The organism is Pedobacter sp. AC212 (genome assembly GCF_979258625.1).
The window spans coordinates 2,751,432-2,774,618 of the sequence record NZ_OZ409870.1; the positions used below are offsets into that span (position 1 = coordinate 2,751,432).

The following is a 23,187-nucleotide window of genomic DNA, read 5'->3' on the forward strand; positions in this document are numbered from 1 at the left end:
TACGCTATCATCTCCGGGATCTCTACTTTGATATCGTAAATGATTATTAAAGGCTTTGAAGGGTAGTTCCTGTTTCAGTAACTCTCAAACTATGGTTTGCGCCACATTTTAGTGCAAAATTATTTCGTTGATGCCCTACAGGGAAGTCAAATGCGATCGGGTAGTTGTAGTTTTTAACTTTTTCCAACACTATCTCATAAATAGTTTTGCCAAACTCTTCGCCAGTATCATCTGGTTTAACTTTGAAACCTCCGATTATCAAACCTTTCAGGTTTTTTAGTTTACCGCTACGTTTCAAGTTCCATAACATCCTATCGATGCTGTAAAGGTATTCACCTGTATCTTCAATAAAGAGAATTTTATCTTTGGTGTCCAAATCGGAATCACTGCCAGACAGTGTTTCAATAATACTAAGATTTCCACCAACTAAAACTCCTTCTACGCTTCCTGGTTTATTATTCATGTTTGTGGGGGCTGAATATCCCATTGGTGCTCCAATTAAGGCATTTTTTATTGATAAGATGGTTTCGATCTGAATGGGTTCTGCTTTCGTCCAATCATCTGGAAAACTGTTACACATTTTGGAGTGAATAGAAGCAATGCCATAGTTTTTGGCTAGGTGGCAATGTAAAACAGTGATATCACTAAATCCGATAATCCATTTTGGATTTTTTTTAAATGATGAAAAATCTAGTTGATCAATGATTCTGACGAAGCCATATCCGCCCCGGGCACACATGATGGCTTTTATATTAGGGTCGTCCAACATCGTTTGGAAATCCTTCAATCTTTCCTCATCTGTGCCGCCGTAAGTGAAATCACGTTTTCCAATTGTTTCACCTATTTTTATTTGGAAACCCCAGCTTTGCATCTGCAAAATTGAAGGCTGCACTTGTTCCGTAGTGATAAAACCAGCCGGACTTGTTATTCCAATCCAATCGCCGCGATTTAAATATGGTGGTATCTTAAATGATGAAGTTTCACTTTCAATACTATTGCCGAAGCTTTTAAAAATGGGCATTACGGTAGCACCTGCAATAAAAGAGGAAAGGAATTTTTTTCTGTTCATCTGGTTTAAGGAAGTGATTGATATAAAAAGCTAATATAAAGTAAATAATTTTTGCTCAAAAGAAAAGGGATCTATATCCATAAATCCCTTTTTTAAACCAAACAAATTAATCTGTAAAAGATTAGTATAATGTGAATTATATAGATAACCCCTGATAAAATAAAAAGTTTGATGTTTGATGAAATTATTTTTTGCTACCCGATTTGGGCATTAGGTTTAAAGTTCAATCGATATAACTAATACACTTGATTATTATATTTTATATATTTTAGCAAATCAATTTTTACTAGAGATAATTCAGTTAAGCTGGAGTCTCCAATCCCGAATTTAAATGAATAAAGCTATTTTTCTAGACCGTGATGGCGTTTTAAATCACGAAATTTATGATTACATCTGTCGAGTTGAAGATTTTAAGATCCTGGAGTATCAAATTCCCGTACTGAAGAAATTATATGATGAAGGTTTTCTGCTTATTGTAATTACAAATCAAGGCGGCATTGCGTTAAAAAGGTATAGCGAGCAAGAGCTGGCAATTATGCATCAAATGTTGAGAAATGCTTTTGTAGCAAAAGGCGCTGATATTGCTGGTTTTTACTATTGTCCACACCATCCAACTGTTGGCGGGGAGTGTAAATGTCGCAAACCTGCCTCTGGAATGATTCTCGATGCTATTGAGATGTATGATATCGATCCTGCTCAATCGGTAATGATTGGGGATAAGCCAAGAGATGTTGAGGCTGCAAATGGGGCAGGAGTGAAAGGTATTCTGATTGAGCCCGACGAGCAGATTAGTTACGAGAAAGTGAAGGAAGTTTTGAGTTTTGAGTTTAAAGTTGGAAGTTTTTAGTTTTGAGATCGGCGTATGCTAAGCGCTGAAGCCGAAAAAGACTCATACTTCCCTTATTCATTTAATATCTTTAAAAATAAAAAAGTCCTAAGTAAGAGTTAAACTCAATGCTTAGGACTTTTTTTAGACTCCAGACTCTCGACTGAAGACTCAAAGCTTATTTACCTGCTGCCTTAGCGTGATCTGCTAAGAAAGTAGCTAAACCGCTATCAGTTAATGGGTGTTTTAGCAAACCAACAATCGCAGCCAATGGAGCTGTAATTACGTCTGCGCCTAATTTAGCACAGTTAACAATATGCAACGGTCCGCGGATTGATGCTGCCAAGATTTGAGTTTCGTAACCGTAGTTATCAAAAATTGTTCTGATGTCTTCAATCAATACTAATCCATCGCTAGAAATATCATCCAAACGACCTAAAAATGGAGAAACATAAGTTGCGCCAGCTTTAGCAGCTAATAAAGCCTGTCCGGCAGAGAATATTAAAGTACAATTTGTTTTAATCCCTTTTGATGAGAAATATTTGATGGCTTTAACACCATCTTTAATCATCGGAACTTTAACAACTATTTTTGGGTTTAAAGCAGCAAGTGCTTCACCTTCTTTAACGATTTCATCAAAGGTGGTCGAGATCACTTCTGCACTTACATTATCTTCAACGATATCGCAAATGGCTTTGTAGTGGTTAATTACATTTTCTTCGCCAGTGATACCTTCCTTCGCCATTAAGCTTGGGTTAGTGGTCACGCCATCTAAAATGCCTAAATCATGTGCTTCCTTGATTTGATCAAGATTTGCTGTGTCAATAAAAAATTTCATGGTTATAAATTCTTAAGTATTTGAGTTTCAAAATTGAACCCTGAAGAATTTAATTCCCCCTTCAGGGGATTAAGGGAAAAGAAAAAAAAGGGCAAGCACCTTCTATCGCACCGCTACAACCTTCTACCCTTGCTATGTTCCCATCCTGGGGGAGTTCAAAGGGAGCTGGTCGTAAAAGACTTGCCCGCCACAAAGGTAGAAAAAGATGTTGTTTTGCAAAATGCATTTTTTTAAATTTTTAGTCATTTAGGCTATCTAACTGATTCATACCAAAATAAAATTAAGTGATGACCACTGTTGCGCAATGCATCTATATAAATGCAGCTGATGAAGTCACTTAAACACGATAATTAATTAGTAAGGGTCAGTGACACTCGAAATTTATTAATAAACGTTATTTTCATATATGATTTTATTTGCTAAATCGTTTTTGTTTGATAAGGCCTGACAAAAGCTATTATTTCGAGAAAAAATCGAATTATGAAATCCGTAAATAATTACTTTTAAAATTAATTATTTTGCAAATAATATGTCGATATTTGCTTTTAAACTAAAATAATCCTAAAAAGCATAACAACTCTGTAATTTAAAATTCGTTTTTTGTATCTTAGTGTTTCCTATACACTAACAACTAACGAGCAAAGAATGGAACCAAACAGTGGATTGTACGATGCGCAATTTGAACACGATGCCTGCGGTATTGGGTTCGTTGCACATGTGAAAGGGCGAAAATCGCATCAAATCATCTCCGATGCACTTACTATTTTAGAAAATCTAGATCATAGAGGGGCATGTGGAGCAGAACCAAATACAGGCGATGGTGCCGGTATAATGATTCAAATTCCCCACGAATTTTTTTATGATGAATGTTTAAAAGCTGGCTTTAGCTTACCAGAAACCAATAATTACGGTGTGGGTCAGTTATTTATGCCAAAGGATATCAGATCAAGAGAAGAGTGCCGTGAACTTATTTACCGTGCTGCAGAAAAGCTTGGTCTGGAGATTTTAGGATTTAGAAAGGTTGATGTAGATACTACTGATATCGGTAACATGGCGCTTTCTGTGGAACCTGAAATTGAACAGGTCTTTATCGGTCGTCCGTACACAGTTAATCCCGGTGCTGATTTTGAGCGCAAGCTTTACATTTTTAAAAACTACCTCATTAAGCTAATCGTAAACACGGTTCATGGTGGTAAAGATTTTTATATCGTTTCCCTTTCTGCGCAAACGATCATTTATAAAGGTCAGCTTACTTCTTTGCAGGTTCGTACCTATTTTAATGATTTAAGCGACAAACGTGTGGTTTCTGCCTTAGGCTTAGTTCACTCACGTTTTGCGACCAATACGTTTCCATCATGGAGATTAGCTCAGCCATTTCGCTTTATAGCGCACAATGGAGAGATCAATACGTTACAAGGAAACTTAAACTGGTTTAGGGCTGGGGTAAAATCTTTTGCGTCTGCCTATTTTACACCAGAAGAACTAGATATGTTGTTGCCGGTTATCGATGAAACGAACTCAGATTCAGGTTGTTTAGATAACGTTATTGAGTTATTGCTTCATGCTGGAAGAACTTTGCCTCATGTATTAATGATGTTAGTTCCTGAAGCTTGGGATGGCAATGAAGATATGGATCCCGTAAAACGAGCATTTTACGAATTCCATGCTACTTTAATGGAGCCTTGGGATGGACCGGCTGCAATTGCATTTACCGATGGCAAGTTAATTGGCGCTACGTTGGATCGCAATGGTTTACGTCCATCGCGTTATGCCATCACTTCTGATGATCGTGTAATAATGGGTTCTGAAGCGGGTGCTTTAGCAATCGACCAGAGCACAATTATTGAAAAAGGTCGTTTAACACCTGGTAAAATGTTTGTTGTTGATATGGAACAGGGACGAATTATCAGTGATGAAGAAATTAAAACTCAGGTTTGTAGTAAAAGTCCATATGCTGACTGGATTAACCAATATCAAATTCGTTTAGAAGAGTTGCCTGAACCACGTGTAATGTTTACGGGACTATCTGAAGAATCTATCTTTAAATATCAGCAGGTTTTTGGTTACAGCAGAGAAGACATTGATTTGTTGTTGAAACCAATGGCTGTTGAGGCTAAGGAGCCAATCGGTTCAATGGGAACAGATACGCCACTTGCCATTTTATCAAAACGTCCGCAACATTTATCAAACTACTTTAAGCAACTTTTTGCACAAGTAACTAATCCTCCAATCGATCCGATCCGGGAAAAAGTGGTTATGAGTTTAGCTAGCTTCATGGGCAGCAATGGTAACTTGTTAGAAGAAAATCCTTTGCAATCACATTGTGTGGCCATCAAGCATCCAATTTTAACTAATCAAGAGTTAGAGAAATTAAGAAGTATTGATACCGGGGTTTTTCAAGCAAAAACATTGCAAACCTATTTTAGGGCCGACGGGAAACCAGGTGCAATGGCGAAAGCTTTAGATCGCTTATGCCGTTATGCTGTTGATGCCGTAGAAGATGGTTTCCAGGTGATTGTGTTAACGGATAGGGCGATCGATTCGGAACATGCTGCAATGCCATCATTATTGGCTGTTTCGGCTGTACATCACCACTTAATTCGTAAAGGCTATCGTGGCGCTGTAGGTATTGTAATTGAGGGTGGAGATATTTGGGAAGTTCATCATTTTGCTACCTTATTAGGTTTCGGCGTTACAGCTATAAATCCATATCTGGCCTTGGAAACAATCAATGGATTTCAAGAAGAATCTGGTTTATCAGCAGAGCAATTAACAAAAAATTACATCTACGCGGTAAACAGTGGCTTGCTTAAGATTTTCTCTAAAATGGGGATCTCTACCTTGCAGTCTTACCAAGGTGCGCAAATTTTCGAAATTCTAGGTCTGAATAAACAAGTAGTAAACACTTATTTCACTGGAGCAGTTTCTCGTATTGGTGGTTTAGGATTGGACGAAATAGCAAAGGAAACTTTGATTAAACATCACCGCAGTTTCGGACCAGCAACACAAACGGAGAATTTATTGCCGGCAGGAGGAACTTACAAATTCCGTCGCAGGGGTGAGGCACATTTGTTTAACCCGCAAACTATACACTTGTTGCAAAACGCGACACGTAAGAATGATTACAACATTTTCAAGCAATATTCAAAGTTGGTAAATGAGCAAACTCAACAAGCTTATACCATACGTGGGTTGTTTGATTTTAATTATACCCGACCATCGGTTCCATTAAATGAAGTAGAGTCTACCGAGGCAATCTTAAAAAGATTTGCAACTGGAGCAATGTCATTTGGTTCAATTTCCCACGAGGCACACTCTACTTTAGCTATTGCGATGAACCGCATTGGTGGTAAAAGCAATACTGGTGAGGGTGGTGAGGATGAAATGCGCTACACCAAAATGGAAAATGGTGATAGCATGCGTTCGGCGATTAAGCAGGTTGCATCCGCTCGTTTTGGCGTAACCAGTTACTACTTAACCAATGCTGATGAGTTACAGATTAAGATGGCTCAAGGTGCAAAACCTGGTGAAGGTGGTCAGTTACCTGGTCATAAAGTGGATGATTGGATTGCAAAAGTGCGCCACTCTACACCAGGCGTAGGCTTGATTTCTCCGCCTCCGCATCACGATATTTATTCAATCGAAGATTTAGCACAGCTGATTTATGATTTGAAAAATGCCAATCGTGCTGCCAGAATCAATGTAAAATTGGTATCTAAGGCTGGAGTTGGAACCATTGCTGCAGGAGTAGCTAAAGCACATGCTGATGTTATTCTGGTTTCAGGTTTTGATGGGGGTACAGGTGCATCGCCATTAACTTCTATTCAACATGCTGGCTTACCTTGGGAACTTGGTTTAGCAGAAGCGCACCAGACTTTGGTTAAAAACAGATTACGTAACCGCATCGTTCTGCAAACGGATGGACAACTAAAGACGGGTAGAGATATTGCTATTGCAGCTTTGTTAGGTGCTGAAGAATGGGGAGTAGCTACCGCTGCCTTGGTTACTGCTGGTTGTATCATGATGCGTAAATGCCATTTAAATACTTGCCCGGTTGGTGTGGCGACACAAGACCCTGAACTAAGAAAATTATTTAGTGGTGATGCAGCTCACGTAGTGAATCTTTTCCATTTTCTCGCTGAAGAATTACGTGAGATTATGGCTGAACTTGGTTTCAGAACCATTCATGAAATGATTGGACAAGCCGATATTTTAAAGGTTAGGGAATTACCAGAAGAAGATTGGAAATTAAAGTATCTGGATCTTTCTGCAATTCTTTTTAAAGCGGAAGATAACGGATTGCCTTTATTTAATACGGAAGAGCAGGATCATGGCTTGACACACGTTTTAGATCATCAATTAATCGCAGCTGCACAACCTGCAATTACCAATAATGAGCCTGTTTTTGCGAGCTTTAACGTGAAAAATACAGATCGTTCATTAGGAACTATGTTATCTAACGAGATTTCTAAAGTGCATTTGGGTGCAGGTCTGCCGCCCGATACCATCAACTTCAAGTTTGTAGGTTCGGCAGGACAAAGTTTCGGTGCATTTAATACCCGTGGAGTTACGTTATCTTTAGAAGGTGAAGCAAATGACTATGTGGGTAAAGGTTTATCTGGTGCTCGTTTAGCCATTTATCCTTTTTCAAATTCAACTTTCATTCCAGAGCAAAATATTATCATTGGTAACGTAGCGCTTTATGGAGCAACTTCTGGTGAGTTATTCGCCCGTGGTAAAGCTGGTGAGCGTTTCGCAGTTCGTAACTCGGGTGCAACCGCAGTAGTAGAAGGCGTTGGAGATCACGGTTGTGAATACATGACCGGTGGTGAAGTGCTGATTCTTGGTGATACCGGAAGTAATTTTGCAGCAGGAATGAGCGGAGGCGTGGCTTGGGTGTATGATGCCAAAGGAACTTTTGCTCGTAAATGCAATAAAGAAATGGTTGATCTCGATCCATTACAAACTGAAGATGAACAAAGAATTCTCGCTTTACTTAAAACGCATATCCGTTTGACTGATAGTAAAGTAGCAGAATTTATCTTAAGCGATTGGAAAACACAATCCAATCATTTTGTAAAGGTATTTCCTAAGGAATACAAAGCAGTTTTAGCAAAACGTAATCAACAAGTAAAAACACACTAAGCCATGGGAAAAGTAACAGGATTTCAAGAATACGATAGAGTTGCGCCCACAAGAGAAGAGGCTAAAACTCGTGTAAAACATTATGGGGAATTTTTAAATGAATTACCCGCACAAGAATTAAACAATCAAGCTGCCCGTTGTATGGATTGTGGCGTTCCGTTTTGTCAATCAGGTTGCCCATTGGGTAATGTGATTCCAGAATTTAACGATGCCGTTTATCAAGGTAAATGGGAGCAGGCAGCGGAAATTTTATTAAGCACTAACAATTTCCCTGAATTCACTGGTCGAATTTGTCCGGCACCATGCGAATCTGCATGTGTGTTAGGTATCAATCGTCCGCCAGTTTCTATTGAAGAAATTGAAAAGCATATTATAGAGATTGCTTTTGACAAAGGTTTTATCAAAGCAAAAGCGCCATTAATCAGAACAGGTAAAAAAGTTGCCGTTATCGGTTCAGGTCCAGCAGGATTAGCCGCTGCTGCTCAGCTGAATAAGGTTGGGCATGAAGTTACGGTTTTCGAACGTGATGATGCACCTGGTGGTTTATTAAGATATGGTATTCCGGATTTTAAACTACAGAAAAATGTGGTGGATCGCCGCATTGATTTGATGAAAGAAGAAGGAATAATCTTTAGAACAAATGCCAATGTAGGTGTGAACGTAGAAATCAGTACACTCTTAAGAGATTTCAATGCTGTAGTGCTGGCTGGAGGTTCAACCATTCCTCGTGATCTGACAATTCCTGGTCGTGAGGCAAAAGGGGTTCACTTTGCCATGGATTTCTTAAAGCAGCAAAACAAACGTGTTGCAAACAGAGAAATTATTGCTGAAGATATTTTGGCTAATGGTAAAAATGTAATTGTGATTGGTGGTGGAGACACAGGCTCCGACTGTATCGGAACCTCGAATCGCCATGGCGCTAAATCGGTGACCCAATTTGAAATTATGCCAATGCCGCCGCAAACACGCACAGAAAATATGCCTTGGCCAAATTACCCAATGCTTTTGAAAAACACTTCTTCTCATGAAGAAGGTGCTCAAAGAGCTTGGTCGGTTAATACTAAAAATTTTATTGCTGACGAAAACGGAAATTTGAAAGCATTAAAGGTAGTAGATGTAGAGTGGGAAATTGATGCTGTTGGACGTCCCGTTTCATTTAAAGAATTGGCTGGTACAGAAAGAGATTTACCATGTGAATTGGTTTTCTTGGCCATGGGTTTCTTGCATCCACAAAAAGAAGGTTTACTCGAAAAGCTTGGTATCGAATTGGATAATAGAGGGAATGTAAAAGCTTCAGAACATACTTATCAAACTAACATTGCGAAGATCTTCGCAGCTGGTGATGTTCGCAGGGGACAATCCTTAGTAGTTTGGGCAATCTCCGAAGGGAGAGAAGCCGCTCGTAAAGTAGACGAATACTTGATGGGAACTACAAAACTGGCATCGAGAGATGCTGTAGCTTATGCTTAGTTAACAGGTTTTTAATTTTTATATTTTTAGGGTCGTGGTGCAAGCCACGACCTTTTTTGTTGACAGGGTCGTCTTTGAGAGGTCAATTTCTCTTTTGGCTGTGGCAATCTCTTAAGTTGTCATCAAGTTTAGGTGGTGTTGAAAGCAGCGACCTTCTTTTATGGATTATCGAATATTAACAGAAGCTAGTTTTTTGCCACGGAAACACTGAATTCACGGAATGGACATCGAAATTTCGTCATGCTGAGAGGTGATTTATTTCATAATCAATATAAATGACGTTAAAACGGTCGTCATTGCGAGGCACGAAGCAATCTCCTTCAATAAAATAATACAACAAATGAGATTGCTTCTCCCAATAAAATAGGGATCGCCTGCCTACCGCAGGCAATGACGGAAAGTTAAAAACGTCAATGGTAATTCATTCCAGCATCTCTATCATTATGTTTATTGACTCCGGCATTTTTTCAGCATCTGTCAAAACAACCTTAGCTGGTCATTCTTGGGTGGTTTCTCTTTTCCAAAAATAGTTCTTCCTCCATATTTCCAGCTTTCAGCTCTTTCTTTTGCAATTACTTTGTCGAAATCCATATTCGGGACGAAATCTGCTTAAGCGTTCCGAGCGATTTGATGCAAAGATTTAATAGCTTGTTGTTTATCTGTATTTCCGATTTTAGCTTTTTCAACTGCATTTTGAAGTACGCTGATGGTTTCATCATATACATTTACGGGAACAGGGAAGGGATGACCATCTTTTCCTCCGTGAGCAAATGAATACCTTGCAGGATCGGAAAAACGTGACGGGGTACCATAAATTACCTCGCCTACCAAAGCTAATGATCGCAAGGTTCGTGGCCCCATTCCTTCCAATAAAAGTAATTCTTCAAAATCTGCTGGTTGCTTTTCTTGTGCCAGCCATAAAATACTGCCTAATCTTTTTAAATCAATGTCTTTTGCTTTTACATCGTGATGTTTCGGCATGACTAACTTTTGAATCTCTGAAATCATTTTCACTGGAGATTCTTCAGTAATCTCCATCATCGTTTGCCTGGTAATATTTGCCTGGCTCGAAGTTAAGTTGAGAATCTGCCCTTGATTGATACCGCAAATTCCGGTGTGCGGTTCGTCAACAAATGATGTGAGGTTTTCAGAATGCCAATGATAACGCCGAGCAGTTGAGCTTTCATCACTCATGCCTTGCTGCACGACTGCCCAATCGCCATCGTTGCTTAAAATAAAGCTGTGTAGGTACAATTGAAAGCCATCTTGAATCGCCGTATTATCTACTTTGGCACTCAATTTACTGGCTCTAACCAACTCCGTTCCATTAAGACCTGTTTGATCTGCAATTCTTAGCAGTTCATTTGGCGTTTCTCGACTGAACTTGCCTTTTCCACCACAGATGTAAATGCCTAATTCTTTGGAGAGTGGGTTAATTGCTTTCTTTAAAGCGCCCATTACAGATGTGGTGATGCCTGACGAATGCCAATCCATTCCCATCACCGCACCCAGACTTTGAAACCAAAATGGATTGCTCAGTCTTCGAATTACTTCAGCTTTTCCATACTCCATCAAAATAGATTCCGTTATTGCCAAGCCAAGTTTAGCCATGCGTTGCGCCAACCAAGGTGGTACCTGGCCGTAATGTAAAGGTAAATCTGCACTTCCTGATCTTTTCAATGCTAACAAAATTAGTAAAAAAAATGAATTGAAGTTAGATGGCTGGTAAATAAAAAAACCTTCAACTCTTTAAAGTTGAAGGTTTGAATTGTACCCCGGAAGGGACTCGAACCCCTGACCCTCGGTTTAGAAAACCGACGCTCTATCCAGCTGAGCTACCGAGGCCCGTTTTGTAACGAGTTGCAAATATAGAAGTTCTATCTAATAAGCAAAAATATATTTTAATTATTTCTGTTGATTTTTTTAGGTCGCTTTTAAAGCTTTAAAAACTAATTAATTAGCTTGATTACAATCTTTACAAATGCCCGAAACAATCAGGTTCATATCCTCAATTTTGAACCCTTTCTCTATTTTCAATGATGGGATTTTAACATCATCAAGGCAATAAACCCTTAAACAGTTATTGCAATTGAAATGAACGTGTTCATCATGATGGTGATTTTCTGTACATGAACTGGAACAAATGGCATAATTAGCCGTTCCCTGTTTATCTAATACCCGATGTATAATCCCCTTTTCTTCAAAAGTTTTCAAAATCCGGTATAAGGTAACCCGATCGATATCCTTTCCAATTACATTCTCCAGGTAGGGTTGAGATGTGGCCGAATTTCGATGAGTAAGCACATCCAGCACTTGTAATCGAGCGCCAGTTCTTTTCAAACCATTTTTCAACAATAAATCCTCGTAGGCTTGCGCTTCAATAGTATTCATAACCTTATTTTTAAATAATCAACTTCGCATTTACAACAGAAACCGGTGGTTGGTAAGTGGCATTATCATTAGTTAATTTTAAAATGCCTTTAACCCGAATGGGTTTGTCTGTAAATGCAATAGCATTTTCCATTTGTATCATCACCATTATAGGAACACCGTTCTGTCCACAAAAATAACATTGATTTATGGGTAAAGTTGCCAGTAAAAATTTTTGATGCTTCTGGCTATTTTTTATGGGAATTAAATATCCTTGCAAATCAAACGTATTGTTTTTAAATCTGGTGATGTTTTCACCATAAATAGGCAGTAACTCGTTTTTCTCCGTTAGTTCGAATTTCACCGTTCCAATTACATCCCAATTCAATGATCTTAACTGATCGTTGTTGTTGTGTTTTTTAGTTTGGGCTGATGCTATTTGAACTATCAGAAACATCAGAATGATTAATCCATTTCTCATTTTAGCAGTTTTGCACCCAACAAAAAGAATTCTGATCGGTTATCTCCAGAATTATTGATTACAAATTTACCTTGTATTTTAATGGGCTTCTCCGTAAATGGGAGCGGGGTGGCCATTTTAACTTCTATCATTGATGGAATATCGCCCGTTCCACAAAATGGGCATGACTCTATCGGAACAATTGATAAAAGAAATTCTGAAAACTTAGATCCCACTTTGGTTGGATAGATATAACCGGGCAATTCTATGATTTTGTTGTTGAGTGCCATCAGTTCTGGAGGGAAAATACTTGCCCACTTTAAGGGCTCAACCTGCTTTTCATACCTCATCCCAATCAAGTTCCAATTTTTGGTACGCATATCTTTATGCACTTTTACTTGTGCTTTTAATTCAAGCATCGAGATTAATAAGAAGGTGATGATTACTATTTTTTTCATTATTTCTCTTTTGAAAGTGTACGGGCAATATCAACTCGATATGTTTGGATGGCTGGCAATATAGAAGCAACGACGCCAATAATTAAACCGGCAATAATAAGGTAAAGTTCGTCAGTTACAAAGTATAATCCTGTTAATCTGGCTTGCGATGATTCTTGATAATGGCCAATCATGTGTAATGCCAAGTGTCCGATAAACAATCCTAAAAGGGCACCACTTACCGTAATTAGCAGACCTTCTAGCATCACCAAGAAAAATAATTTTGATTTGGAGGCACCCAAAGAACGCATAACAGCGAGGTCGTATTTTTTCTCTTTCATTGCGTTGTATAAACTGATAAAAACGCTCAAGGCTGATATTGCCATGATCAATACAGCGAACCATTTTAAAGTTTCTATACCCACACCAATTAACGAAAACAACCTTGCGCTTTCCATCGCAGGAGATGCAGCTTGCATATTGGTGCTTTGATTTACCATTCTGGGAAAAATGACAACCGACATTGGCGACCTGTATTGAATAAGGATGGAGGTAATTTCCTTATTGTTAATTTCAGCTTTTTCAGGCGCTTCGTGTTCATCATGATTGGGCTCATGCATTTTATAAACGCTTCCAATATTGGTTAATATTAAGTTATCCGTAACATTTCCCTGCGCTTGCAGAATTCCTGTCACAGTATATGCATGGTGTTTGTGTTCGTCGCTTGCATCACTTAAACCATGTGCGCCGAAGAATTTATCACCCACTTTTAAATGCGCTTCTGCCGCCACACCGCTACCGATTGTCGCTTCTAAATCTCTCGACCAAAACTTCCCTGCAGCCAATTTTAAACCATATAAACTAACAAATCCCGAATCAGTACCCACAATTCTATGTCCTTGAAAGTTATCTCCCAAAGCCAAAGGAACCGCTCGTTTAACCATTGGGTTTTGCATCAGTTCGGTTGCATCTTTTAACGGAATATTGCCGGTTGGGAAATCGATATGGTAAATGCTACTTAAAATTAACTGAAGCGGACTTCCTTTAGCGCCGACGACTAAATCGATGTCTTTGGCATTTTGCTCCAGCTTATTTCCAATTTGTGTAGATGCCAAAAAAAGGATAGATAAAATGGCTACACCAAATGCCACCAATATAATATTTAGAAACGTGGTGAGCTTATTCCTTAATAGGTTTTTTGTACTTAGCCTTAATATGTTCATTACAATAAATATTCCTTGTTAAGTTTATCTTTTACTCTTTTATCGTGTGTGGCAATAACCAGCGAAGCGTGATTTTCTGCTGCCTGTTGAGTCAAAATTTTAAGTACATTATCAGCATTTTCATCATCTAAACTAGATGTTGGTTCATCAGCAATCAACAAAGCGGGTTTGTTTACCAATGCCCGTGCGATGGAAACTCTTTGTAGTTGGCCTTGACTTAATTCTTCAGGATAATTTTTTGTTTTATCTGCTAAACCCAAAGATGAAAGCAGATCCATTACTCTTGATTTATTAACTTTTACTCCCGCCAAAGAGGAAGCCAGGGCCACATTGTCGAATATATTTAAGCTTTTAATTAAGTGAGGTTTTTGAAATACAATGCCGATATTTTGTCCTCTGAAACGATCCATTTCTTTTTGAGATAAGCTGTAAATATCAGTCTCGTTTAATTTTACTTTGCCATTTTCTGGTTTCAATAAACCTGAAATGATATTTAACAAAGTGCTTTTCCCACTTCCCGATGCACCTAATAACAACCACTGTTCTTCATTAAGTATTTCCCAATCTGGAAATTTTAGAGTCGGACCGTTATGGTAGTTATGGGTTAGCGATTGAATACTAATCATATTTATTTTGATTTTTTTATTACCTGAATGTTTTTGATTGCGTAGCGGCGATAAAGTTCTTGTGCATTATCGGTGCCGTGCTTGCAAGCAGGGTTTAGGGTGCAAATGAAAGAAAGTGCAGCAACAAAAAGTAGTTTAATTTTTCTTTGCATGGTACAAATATATAATCCTTTTCTAGTAGGTAAATTGTTTAAATAGGATAGTTAAAATATAATTGATTGTTTTATTGATGGATGTGCTTACAGCTTTTTGCCAGTTTTAGGTTGAAGAAATGTGCTCCAGCAATTGTAAATCCGCCAAGCGGAATTAAAATGGGTTCTAATATTTCGATACCTAAAAAATGCCCCAAAAGTATGGCGCCAAAACCGAGTGCTAAAATTACCATCGGATAGAGGTTATGATGAACTTTTCGATAGGATGTGCTTAAAGCCCATACGCCAATAAATAGGGAAAGAAGAATCATCGAAATTTCTAATGCTGGAGTGGCTAAAAACTCTAATCCCCACAAGGGTAGAAGCGTAAATACAAATGGCAGAAGTGCACAATGAATAGCGCAGGCAGTAGAAGCTGTTATACCCAGTTTATCAAGATTTATCGTTTTAAAATTTTTCATCATCATAAGTTTACCAGTCAAATATAAAAGCAATTAAGTTGCATTTGTTGTTCTTTGCAACTAAATTGCATTTTCATGATAATTGCTTCGACGTTCGTTTGTCAAAATTTATTATTTGATATATTTAAAAATAAATTTAGATTTGTCTAAAAATATATTTAGATAATATCATTCCATGAAAATAGCCATACTACTTATTTTAATTGCTTGCACGTTTTCCAATAGCTACTCCCAAAATGTAATTACAGGTAAGGTTTCGTCAAAAGGAAAAGTACAGGAGAATATTAATGTTAAAATTGTTGGAACCAATAAATCCACAAAAACCGATCAAGCGGGTTTGTATCAGATTGGCAATGTTCAGAGTGGTCCAGTTGAACTGCAGTTCTCGGGGATCAATTATCAATCCAAGCGGATAAAAGCCCAAGTGCAAAACGATACACTGCGTTTAAATGTAGAAATATCGGAGACTGAATCCAACCTTAACGATGTGGTGATAACAGGCGTAAACAGAGCAACATCGCTAAGAAAAAGTCCAGTGCCAATTGCGGTCTTATCTAAAAAAACAATGGATCAAAACGTAAACACAAACCTAATCGAAGCGATTGTAAAGGGCGTTCCTGGAGTTACGGCGGTTACAACAGGGCCAAATGTATCTAAACCATTTATACGCGGACTTGGGTATAACCGGGTGTTGACTTTGTATGATGGCCTGCGTCAGGAAGGACAGCAATGGGGCGATGAACATGGAATTGAGGTAGATGAGTATGGAATAGTGAGGGCTGAAGTGGTGAAAGGACCGGCGAGTTTAACCTACGGATCTGATGCTTTGGCAGGGGTAATTAACATGATTCCCTCCACGCCAAATTTCGAAGATGGCAAATTGAAAGGTGATTTTACCACTAACTTTCAAAGCAATAATGGAATGTTTGGTTCGTCACTGGGTTTAGCTTACATTAAAAATGATTGGAAATATACTTTGCGTGCTACAGGTAAGGCGGCCCATAATTATTACAACAAAGTTGATGGGTATGTTTATGGAACTGCATTTAGAGAATATAATCTTTCAGCAAGTGCGAGGGTAGATAAAGACTGGGGTTTTTCGAAAACGGCTATCACTTACTACGACAACCTCATGGAGATTCCGGATGGGAGCAGAGATTCTACCACTCGTAGATTTACGAGACAAATTTTTGATGATGGAGACGATATTAAAAACAGACCGATAGTGCCTTCAAATGATTTAAAGACCTACACTATAAATCCTTTACATCAGCATATTCAGCATTTCCGTTTTTATAATGCCAGTCAAGTTAAGTTTGCAAATAGCGATTTAAACATATTAGTTGGCGGACAGCAAAGTGTAAGAAGAGAATATAACCATCCAACTATCCCAAATCAGGCTGGACTTTATGTGGTTTTGAATACGTTGAACTATGATGTCAAATACAATCTTTCAGATTTTGCTGGAATTGAAAGTACTTTAGGCATCAATGGGATGTACCAAACAAATCGCAGTAAAGATGCTACAGATTTCCCTATTCCAGATTATGACTTGTTTGATATCGGAGCATTTTATTTCGCTAAAAAGTCTTTTGGGAAATTGGATATTTCAGGAGGCGTGAGGATGGATAGGAGAAATATTAATTGGAATGATTTCTATGTAGGAACGAATGTTTTAACTGGTTTTGGGCAAAAATCTGATGTGAATGATGCTAATGCTGATTTGCAGTTCCCATCATTTAATAAGAACTATTATGGCTTTTCTGGGAGTTTAGGATTAACCTATAATCTATCAGATAAATTTTTAATCAAGGCAAATTTAGCTAGAGGATATAGAGCGCCCAACATTACCGAAATCGGTTCAAATGGTTTAGATCCAGGTGCGCACATCGTTTATTTGGGAAACAGAACTTTTAAGCCAGAGTTTAATCTTCAACAGGATATTGGCATTATCGCCTATTTAAAAGATGTAGATATTAGCATGGAAATATTCAACAATAACATTCAAAACTACATCTATCAATCGCGTTTAACTGATGAGAATGGAAATCCGGTGGTTATTGTTCCAGGGAATTTAACTTATCAATATCAGCAATCAAAAGCCCGCTTGTATGGCGCTGAATTGGCCATAAACTTACACCCATCAACATTAAAGTGGTTTGCCTTTAACAATAGTGTCGCTTATGTAGTTGGCTTAAATAAAAATGAAGCTTTATTGAATTTACATGGGAAAGCAGCAAAATATTTACCATTTATTCCACCATTGCAAATCAGATCTGAAATAAAGTTGACAGCACAAAAGAATATCGGTTTTTTGGATAAACCATATTTTAAAATTGATGCCGCAATATTTGCAAATCAAAATAAGTTTTATGCACTTGATGATACTGAGACTTTTACTAAAGGATATACTTTAATTAATGCTGGAATTGGTTCCTCTATAAAAGCTAAGTCAGGCAGAACTGTTTTGGATATTTTTATTCAGGCGGATAACGTTTTCAACATCGCCTACCAATCTCACTTAAATCGGTTAAAATATTTCGAGTATTATGAGTCATCGCCCAATGGCCGCTCTGGAATTTATAATATGGGCAGAAATATGAGCTTTAAGGTGATTGTGCCTTTTTGAATTGCGGAAAATGAGGAATAGGTGATGGGGAATGGAAAATGCAATATTGATCATGTAAGAAGGACGGTTTTTAAATATTTGTGAATAGAGAAAAAAATGGGCTTTCCATCTTAAAGATCGTGTTTCCATTGCTATATTTACTTCACCCATCATAGCTTAATATAACTTACATAAACATGGAACCATCAATAAGTGAGCAAAGATTAAATTTTCTAAGACAATCTATTGGCAAGGTGATCTCTAATTCACCATCGAATTTTATGAATTGGTTGGCGCCGGTTTTAATCAAAGCTGAAAATGGTATTTTGGTATGCCAATATACCATTCGTAAGGAGATGACTAATCCGTATCAAATTTTGCATGGTGGCGTTACCGCTGGAATTATTGATGATTTAATTGGTGCAACAGTTTACACTATGGGTTTAAATGATCGTTACACTACCGTAAATAATTATATCGATTACTTTGCCCCTGCGAAAGAAGGAGACGAGGTTGTTGCTGAAACATCAATTGTGAAGCGAGGGAAAACAATTCTAAATCTTCAGTGTGAGATATATTTACCAGCAAAAAAACGTTTAATAGCCAAAGGATATTCGAACATGTTAAACATAGGTTAACACATTCTTTGAAGCTTTAAAATAATTTGTTAATTCCTTTAAATTAGCGAAACATTCTCATTAATACATTGTTGTAACTTAACCAAAAATATAATGAGCCATGTTAGAAAATTATTCCACCCTGCAATTCATTGTTAGAGGCAAGATTTTTAAAGGATTTTGCATGCGTATTCAAGATGATTTTCATGAAACTTATGCCGTTGTTTTAGATGGCTACCATTCTTTTTGTATCTGGTTAGATAATAAAAATGAGAAGTGGTGTGCATCTAAAAATGTGGCTATCGATCCAGATGCGATCGATGAAATCATCAACAGGATATCTCCTCGTCCGCAAGTCTCTTAACAATCCATCAGAATAATGCTCAAAAAAAATCCCTGCTTTATTAGTTTCTAAAGCAGGGATTTTTTATGTTTGACATTTTCTATCCAAAGAATAAATAAGCCAAGCCAATTGCGGTACAAACACCCACTAAATCGGCCAATAACATTGCCCCAACGGCGTAGCGTGTATTTTTGATACTTACTGAACCAAAGTAAACCGCAATGACATAAAAGGTTGTATCAGAAGCACCTTGGAATATACCAGATAACTTACTTGGAAATGAATCGGCACCATAAGCCGTCATCGTATCCACCATCATTCCTCTGGCGGCACCTCCACTTAGCGGCCGAATCAAAGCAGTTGGCAGCGCCTCTACAAAACGGGTATCGGCTCCAAGCATTACAAATAAATTTTTAATACCCATAATTACCACATCAAATGTTCCACTGGTACGCAACATACTGATGGCGACCAACATGCCAACGAGATAAGGGATAATTTTTACTGCAGTTTCGAATCCATTCTTTGCGCCATCAATGAACGCATCAAACACATCGATTTTTTTATATAAGCCACCTAGCACAATTACTAAGAAGACAAATAGAATTAATCCGTTGCTTAATAAGCCTGAAAATGATTTAATACCATCAGCATTTAATGAGGTTACATACAAAACAAGCAATGCAATTACTAAAGATATGCTCAAAACCCAACCAATAATTACGGGCTGGAGTAAGTTAATCTTTTGCTTAAAAGAAACGATTAACATGGCTGCCATAGTTCCAACAAAAGTTACAATTAAGCATGGGATAAAAACGTCGGTAGGATCAGAAGCATTTTGCGAAGCACGTATTGCAATAACACTCACCGGAATTAAACTTAAACCCGCTGCATGAAGGCACAAGAACATAATTTGAGCGTTTGATGCAGTGTCTTTACTTGGGTTTAATTCTTGGAGACTTTCCATCGCTTTTAAACCGAATGGCGTTGCAGCATTGTCTAATCCCAATAAATTTGCAGAAAAATTCATGATCATGTGCCCCATTGAAGGGTGACCTTTAGGGATCTCCGGAAAAAGTTTTGAGAAAAAAGGACCCACAATTCTTGATAACAAGCGAATTCCGCCAGCACGTTCAGCAATGCTCATAAAGCCCATAAATAAGGCCAGAATTCCAATCAATTTAAGGCACAACTCTACTGATGTCCAGCAGGTTTCGATGATGCCATTAACTTTCGTGAGGTTGGTTGGATCATCTGCCTTACCAATCACCATCCAACTAAAAATTTCAGTTTGTCCGAAAAAGAAGCACTTTACCGCCGCTACTAAAATTGCGATAACAATAAATCCAGACCAAATTCTACTTAATGCCATTAGGGTTGTTTAGTTTTTTAACTGGTGTAAAATAGGGGTTTTAGTTTGTAAATCCATGGCCAAGTCCAAAGTCTGCAGTCATACGTATTCAGTCTTAAGTTTACAAATTATGAAATCAAAAAAGTCCATAGTTCCTAGTATAAAACTAAAGACTATGGACTTCAGACTTTAAACTCTGTACTAGCTAAGGTTTGTCATCAGTTAACTCGAAACCCCATGTTTTTCCTTTTTCAGTTGCCGGGATTCCACTGGTCATCCAGGCAGGCGCTTTTGCACCTTTTAAATAATAATCGAAAAACTGTTGTTCACGAATTTGAATATCTTTACGATTTTGGCGTTGCACTAAATTGTGTGCTTCCCCATTATAGTTTAACATCCAAACTGGTTTGCCCAATCGGCGTAAGCCAGTAAACATTTCTATTCCCTGGTACCAAGGCACCGCTCCATCGGCATCATTGGCCATTACCACCACTGGTGTATTTACCTTTGGAAACATAAATAGAGGGGAGTTTTCGGTGTATAATTCTGGCTTCTCCCAAAGGGTTGCACCAATTCTACTTTGTGTTTTTTCATATTGAAACTGACGGTTCATTCCGCTTTCCCAACGAATACCGCCGTAAGCCGAGGTCATGTTTACCACTGGCGCTCCTGCCCAAGCTGCAGCATACATGTCATTTTGAGTAATTAAATAGGCTACCTGATAGCCACCCCAGCTTTGTCCTTGAATACCAATTTTTGTTCCATCAACCCAACTGTTTTTCTTTAAACTCTCTACGCCCGAGTTGATAAATTCGACTGCCGATTGACCTGGATGACCAGTTTCGTAACTAATATCTGGAGCGAAAACCAAATACCCATTACTCACAAAGAAAGAAATGTTTAATCTTGAAGGGGTAGGCGCTGGAGCCTGATAAGTGTACAATCCATCAGAAAGCTTTTCGTAGAAATAAGCAATCATTGGATATTTTTTATTCGGATCAAAGTTCTCTGGTTTGTACAAAATACCCTCAGCTTTATATCCTTTTGGTGTAGTCCATTTAACCAACTCTGCAGTGCCCCAATTGTAATTTTGCTGTTGAGGATTGGTATTGCTTAATTTCGTTTCTGTCTTGAAATCATTCGTAACATAAACATTTGGCGATTCTGTGTAGTTTGCTTTATCATAAATATAAACATCTGCATCTTTGGCTTTGACTAAATTTGAGTATTTATATTTTGCCATAACCACCAATTCTGGTGTTTTTGCCGAACCTACATTCGTTCTGTAGAAACCATTTTCTTTAGTCACGTTATTAAATCCATCTAGCCACACCAATTCGTTTGCTTTAACAAACTTATTATCCACCATGCGATTGAACGGGTTGTTATCTTGTTCAACGCGTTCATAACGGAAGGTGATTTTATTTGCTCTACCGAAACCAGCAGTAATGTTTTTAGCAGGCGATTTTCCATCAGGAGAAAACGACCAAATATCATATCGATCATTTAATAAAACTGCTTTGTCGCCCTCTGTCCAGGTGGCAACTCCGTAGGCTGATGGAAGATCTGGAACATCGTTGTCCTCATCAACAAATTTTACGTTTAAGCTTTCTGTTAAGGCTACAATTTTGCCGGTTGCTACAGCGTAAGTGTACCAATTACCGTTTTTTCTATCGAAATATAAAATGTAATTACCACCCGGAGAAGCCATGGCATAACCATTTAATTCGCTGATGATCTTTTTGCGTTGGCCATTTTTAGTATCCACTAAGTGATAATCTTTCGATGTTGCACCACTCCATTGCGATTCAATTCTACGCCCGAAATCTGTAGATGCCAAAACGAAATTTGCATCACCTTCTGCGACCATATTAGCGTCAGGTAAACTTAAATCTGTTAACGGGATTGCTTTTGGATCGCTGCTATATACATCAATAACTGATAAATAACTTTTTTTGCTATCGCGATCTGCATTTTTCAATTGCATTGGCTGCAAGTAGTCGTCTTTGTAATTCCACACATCAACTTTAGCTACTTCAAAATCTACGATGGTCGTATCTTTTGGCTTTTTAATAGGAGAGATGCCAAAAAATAGTTTCTTACCATCTTTACTAAAGGTCACCCTGCCATCACCGTTAACCGACCATTTTGCAGGTAAACCTGGCATGTCATAATCTACAATGGTTTGTGCGGTATCTAATGTTAAAGAGTTGTAATAAACATTATAATTTTTAATCTCCTTTTTCTCTGGATCCTGCTCGCCAACAAACGCTAAGTGCTCACTTTCGTCATCGAAGGCAAAATTTTTAAAACTGCCTTTTCCTTTGATCAAGGTTTTAAGGGTTCCTTTTTCGGTGTTTAATAAAAACACTCCTTGAGGAGCTGTTTTATCCTTTTTAGATCCGCTGCAAGCAAAAACCAATTGTTTTCCATCTTTACTAAAAGAATAATCGGTCACATATTTATAGGTTTTATCGATTCCGGTTAATAAATTTTTAACAATAAGATCAGTTCCTTCTTCTGTTTTTCCTTTACCAGCTGGTTCATCATCAGCCAAATCTATTTCCGAATCTTTCTTTTCAACAGGTTTAGCTGGTGTTTTTTTAGCCGTGTCTGGTTTTTCAGTTAAGTAAGCCATAAAACCATTGCCTTCCTCAGGAAATTTAAACGATTTTACACGAGGTACTTTGGTAATTGCATTTGTGGTCAGGTTTGCAATACCTAAAGAGTCCTTGGGCATTTCATCAGGTTTTCTTTTCTTTATTTTTGCCTGGCGTAAATCTTTATTTAATGGACGGATATTGAAAACAGCAAATTTAGAGTCATTGCTAAATTGTGAATTCATTCCCCTAGGGACATTTATTTTAGCGTTTGTTTTGATATTGGTAATATAAAGTTGCGCATCGCCCTCTTGCTGCAACACACTATACATTGCCCAAGTACCGTTGTTTGATAATTGCTTGGTGCCTATTGACTCCCATTTATCATAAACACTATGATCTAATGGTTTTTTCTGAGCATAGGCAATGCCGACAACGAAAAACAGAATAATAGTTAGTCTTTTTTGCATTTTTTGAAATGAATTAATTTGTTGGTGGTGATTTAATCTCCTAAAATTGGAAATTTTTAGGTCATTTGAAAACTTGTACGCCAAATATTACATTGTAAAAATGTTTTTGGCATCTATTTGA

General features: G+C 37.9%; 17 protein-coding genes, 1 tRNA gene, 1 other RNA gene and 1 pseudogene. 6 read left to right on the plus strand and 14 right to left on the minus strand.

The window, feature by feature from the left end:
* Positions 1-46: 46 nt before the first annotated feature.
* On the minus strand, positions 47-1,069 hold the full coding sequence (locus tag ACZZZC_RS11950; protein WP_463486150.1) for a S66 peptidase family protein: 1,023 nt from the start codon (positions 1,067-1,069) through the stop codon (positions 47-49).
* Between the two features lie 331 nt (positions 1,070-1,400).
* Here ACZZZC_RS11950 and ACZZZC_RS11955 point away from each other — a divergent pair, with 331 nt between their 5' ends.
* Positions 1,401-1,916, plus strand: coding sequence for a D-glycero-alpha-D-manno-heptose-1,7-bisphosphate 7-phosphatase (locus tag ACZZZC_RS11955; RefSeq protein ID WP_463486151.1), 516 nt, complete (start codon positions 1,401-1,403; stop codon positions 1,914-1,916).
* Positions 1,917-2,073: 157 nt separating this feature from the next.
* Here the strand turns inward: ACZZZC_RS11955 and fsa are convergent, their stop codons facing one another.
* A complete protein-coding gene (fsa, locus tag ACZZZC_RS11960) occupies positions 2,074-2,733 on the minus strand; it encodes a fructose-6-phosphate aldolase (protein WP_265801112.1) in 660 nt (219 codons plus the stop codon).
* An 86-nt stretch (positions 2,734-2,819) separates the two neighbouring features.
* Positions 2,820-2,919: signal recognition particle sRNA small type (gene ffs, locus ACZZZC_RS11965), an RNA gene on the minus strand.
* Positions 2,920-3,378: 459 nt separating this feature from the next.
* Here ffs and gltB point away from each other — a divergent pair.
* On the plus strand, positions 3,379-7,878 hold the full coding sequence (gene gltB / locus ACZZZC_RS11970; RefSeq protein WP_463486152.1) for a glutamate synthase large subunit: 4,500 nt from the start codon (positions 3,379-3,381) through the stop codon (positions 7,876-7,878).
* 3 nt (positions 7,879-7,881) lie between these two features.
* Entirely contained in the window at positions 7,882-9,348 is a 1,467-nt protein-coding gene (locus ACZZZC_RS11975; protein WP_463486153.1) for a glutamate synthase subunit beta, read from the plus strand.
* A gap of 477 nt (positions 9,349-9,825) precedes the next feature.
* Here ACZZZC_RS11975 and ACZZZC_RS11980 read toward each other — a convergent pair.
* The 9 genes and pseudogenes from ACZZZC_RS11980 to ACZZZC_RS12020 form a co-directional block, all read right to left on the minus strand.
* A pseudogene (locus ACZZZC_RS11980) lies at positions 9,826-11,028 on the minus strand (DUF763 domain-containing protein).
* 91 nt (positions 11,029-11,119) lie between these two features.
* A tRNA-Arg gene (locus tag ACZZZC_RS11985) sits at positions 11,120-11,193 on the minus strand.
* A gap of 108 nt (positions 11,194-11,301) precedes the next feature.
* Complete coding sequence (locus tag ACZZZC_RS11990; protein ID WP_463486256.1) at positions 11,302-11,739, minus strand: Fur family transcriptional regulator; 438 nt, start codon at positions 11,737-11,739, stop codon at positions 11,302-11,304.
* Positions 11,740-11,749: 10 nt separating this feature from the next.
* Positions 11,750-12,199, minus strand: a complete 450-nt coding sequence (locus tag ACZZZC_RS11995) for a hypothetical protein (RefSeq protein WP_463486257.1) — start codon at positions 12,197-12,199, stop codon at positions 11,750-11,752.
* A complete protein-coding gene (locus tag ACZZZC_RS12000; RefSeq protein ID WP_463486258.1) occupies positions 12,196-12,636 on the minus strand; it encodes a hypothetical protein in 441 nt (146 codons plus the stop codon). The genes ACZZZC_RS11995 and ACZZZC_RS12000 overlap by 4 nt, the downstream gene beginning before the upstream one ends.
* Positions 12,636-13,838, minus strand: coding sequence for an ABC transporter permease (locus ACZZZC_RS12005; protein ID WP_463486259.1), 1,203 nt, complete (start codon positions 13,836-13,838; stop codon positions 12,636-12,638). Before ACZZZC_RS12005 ends, ACZZZC_RS12000 begins: the two co-directional genes overlap by 1 nt.
* Entirely contained in the window at positions 13,838-14,464 is a 627-nt protein-coding gene (locus ACZZZC_RS12010) for an ABC transporter ATP-binding protein (protein WP_463486260.1), read from the minus strand. Before ACZZZC_RS12010 ends, ACZZZC_RS12005 begins: the two co-directional genes overlap by 1 nt.
* A gap of 2 nt (positions 14,465-14,466) precedes the next feature.
* Positions 14,467-14,616: a hypothetical protein gene (locus ACZZZC_RS12015; protein WP_463486261.1), complete on the minus strand. Its 150-nt coding sequence runs from the start codon at positions 14,614-14,616 to the stop codon at positions 14,467-14,469.
* A 71-nt stretch (positions 14,617-14,687) separates the two neighbouring features.
* Positions 14,688-15,083 (minus strand): MerC domain-containing protein, encoded by a 396-nt coding sequence (locus ACZZZC_RS12020; RefSeq protein WP_463486262.1) that lies wholly within the window; start codon positions 15,081-15,083, stop codon positions 14,688-14,690.
* Positions 15,084-15,252: 169 nt separating this feature from the next.
* Between ACZZZC_RS12020 and ACZZZC_RS12025 the strand changes: the two genes are divergently transcribed.
* The 3 genes from ACZZZC_RS12025 to ACZZZC_RS12035 all read left to right on the plus strand — a co-directional run bounded on the left by ACZZZC_RS12025 (position 15,253) and on the right by ACZZZC_RS12035 (position 18,666).
* The gene (locus tag ACZZZC_RS12025; RefSeq protein ID WP_463487309.1) at positions 15,253-17,706 is read left to right on the plus strand and encodes a TonB-dependent receptor; all 2,454 of its coding nucleotides are present in this window, start codon (positions 15,253-15,255) and stop codon (positions 17,704-17,706) included.
* A gap of 176 nt (positions 17,707-17,882) precedes the next feature.
* The gene (locus ACZZZC_RS12030) at positions 17,883-18,323 is read left to right on the plus strand and encodes a PaaI family thioesterase (protein WP_265798642.1); all 441 of its coding nucleotides are present in this window, start codon (positions 17,883-17,885) and stop codon (positions 18,321-18,323) included.
* A 100-nt stretch (positions 18,324-18,423) separates the two neighbouring features.
* Positions 18,424-18,666, plus strand: a complete 243-nt coding sequence (locus ACZZZC_RS12035; RefSeq protein ID WP_010602041.1) for a hypothetical protein — start codon at positions 18,424-18,426, stop codon at positions 18,664-18,666.
* Between the two features lie 79 nt (positions 18,667-18,745).
* Here the strand turns inward: ACZZZC_RS12035 and ACZZZC_RS12040 are convergent, their stop codons facing one another.
* A complete protein-coding gene (locus ACZZZC_RS12040) occupies positions 18,746-20,017 on the minus strand; it encodes a nucleoside recognition domain-containing protein (protein WP_463487310.1) in 1,272 nt (423 codons plus the stop codon).
* A gap of 184 nt (positions 20,018-20,201) precedes the next feature.
* Positions 20,202-23,066: a S9 family peptidase gene (locus ACZZZC_RS12045; protein ID WP_463487311.1), complete on the minus strand. Its 2,865-nt coding sequence runs from the start codon at positions 23,064-23,066 to the stop codon at positions 20,202-20,204.
* Between the last annotated feature and the right edge of the window lie 121 nt (positions 23,067-23,187).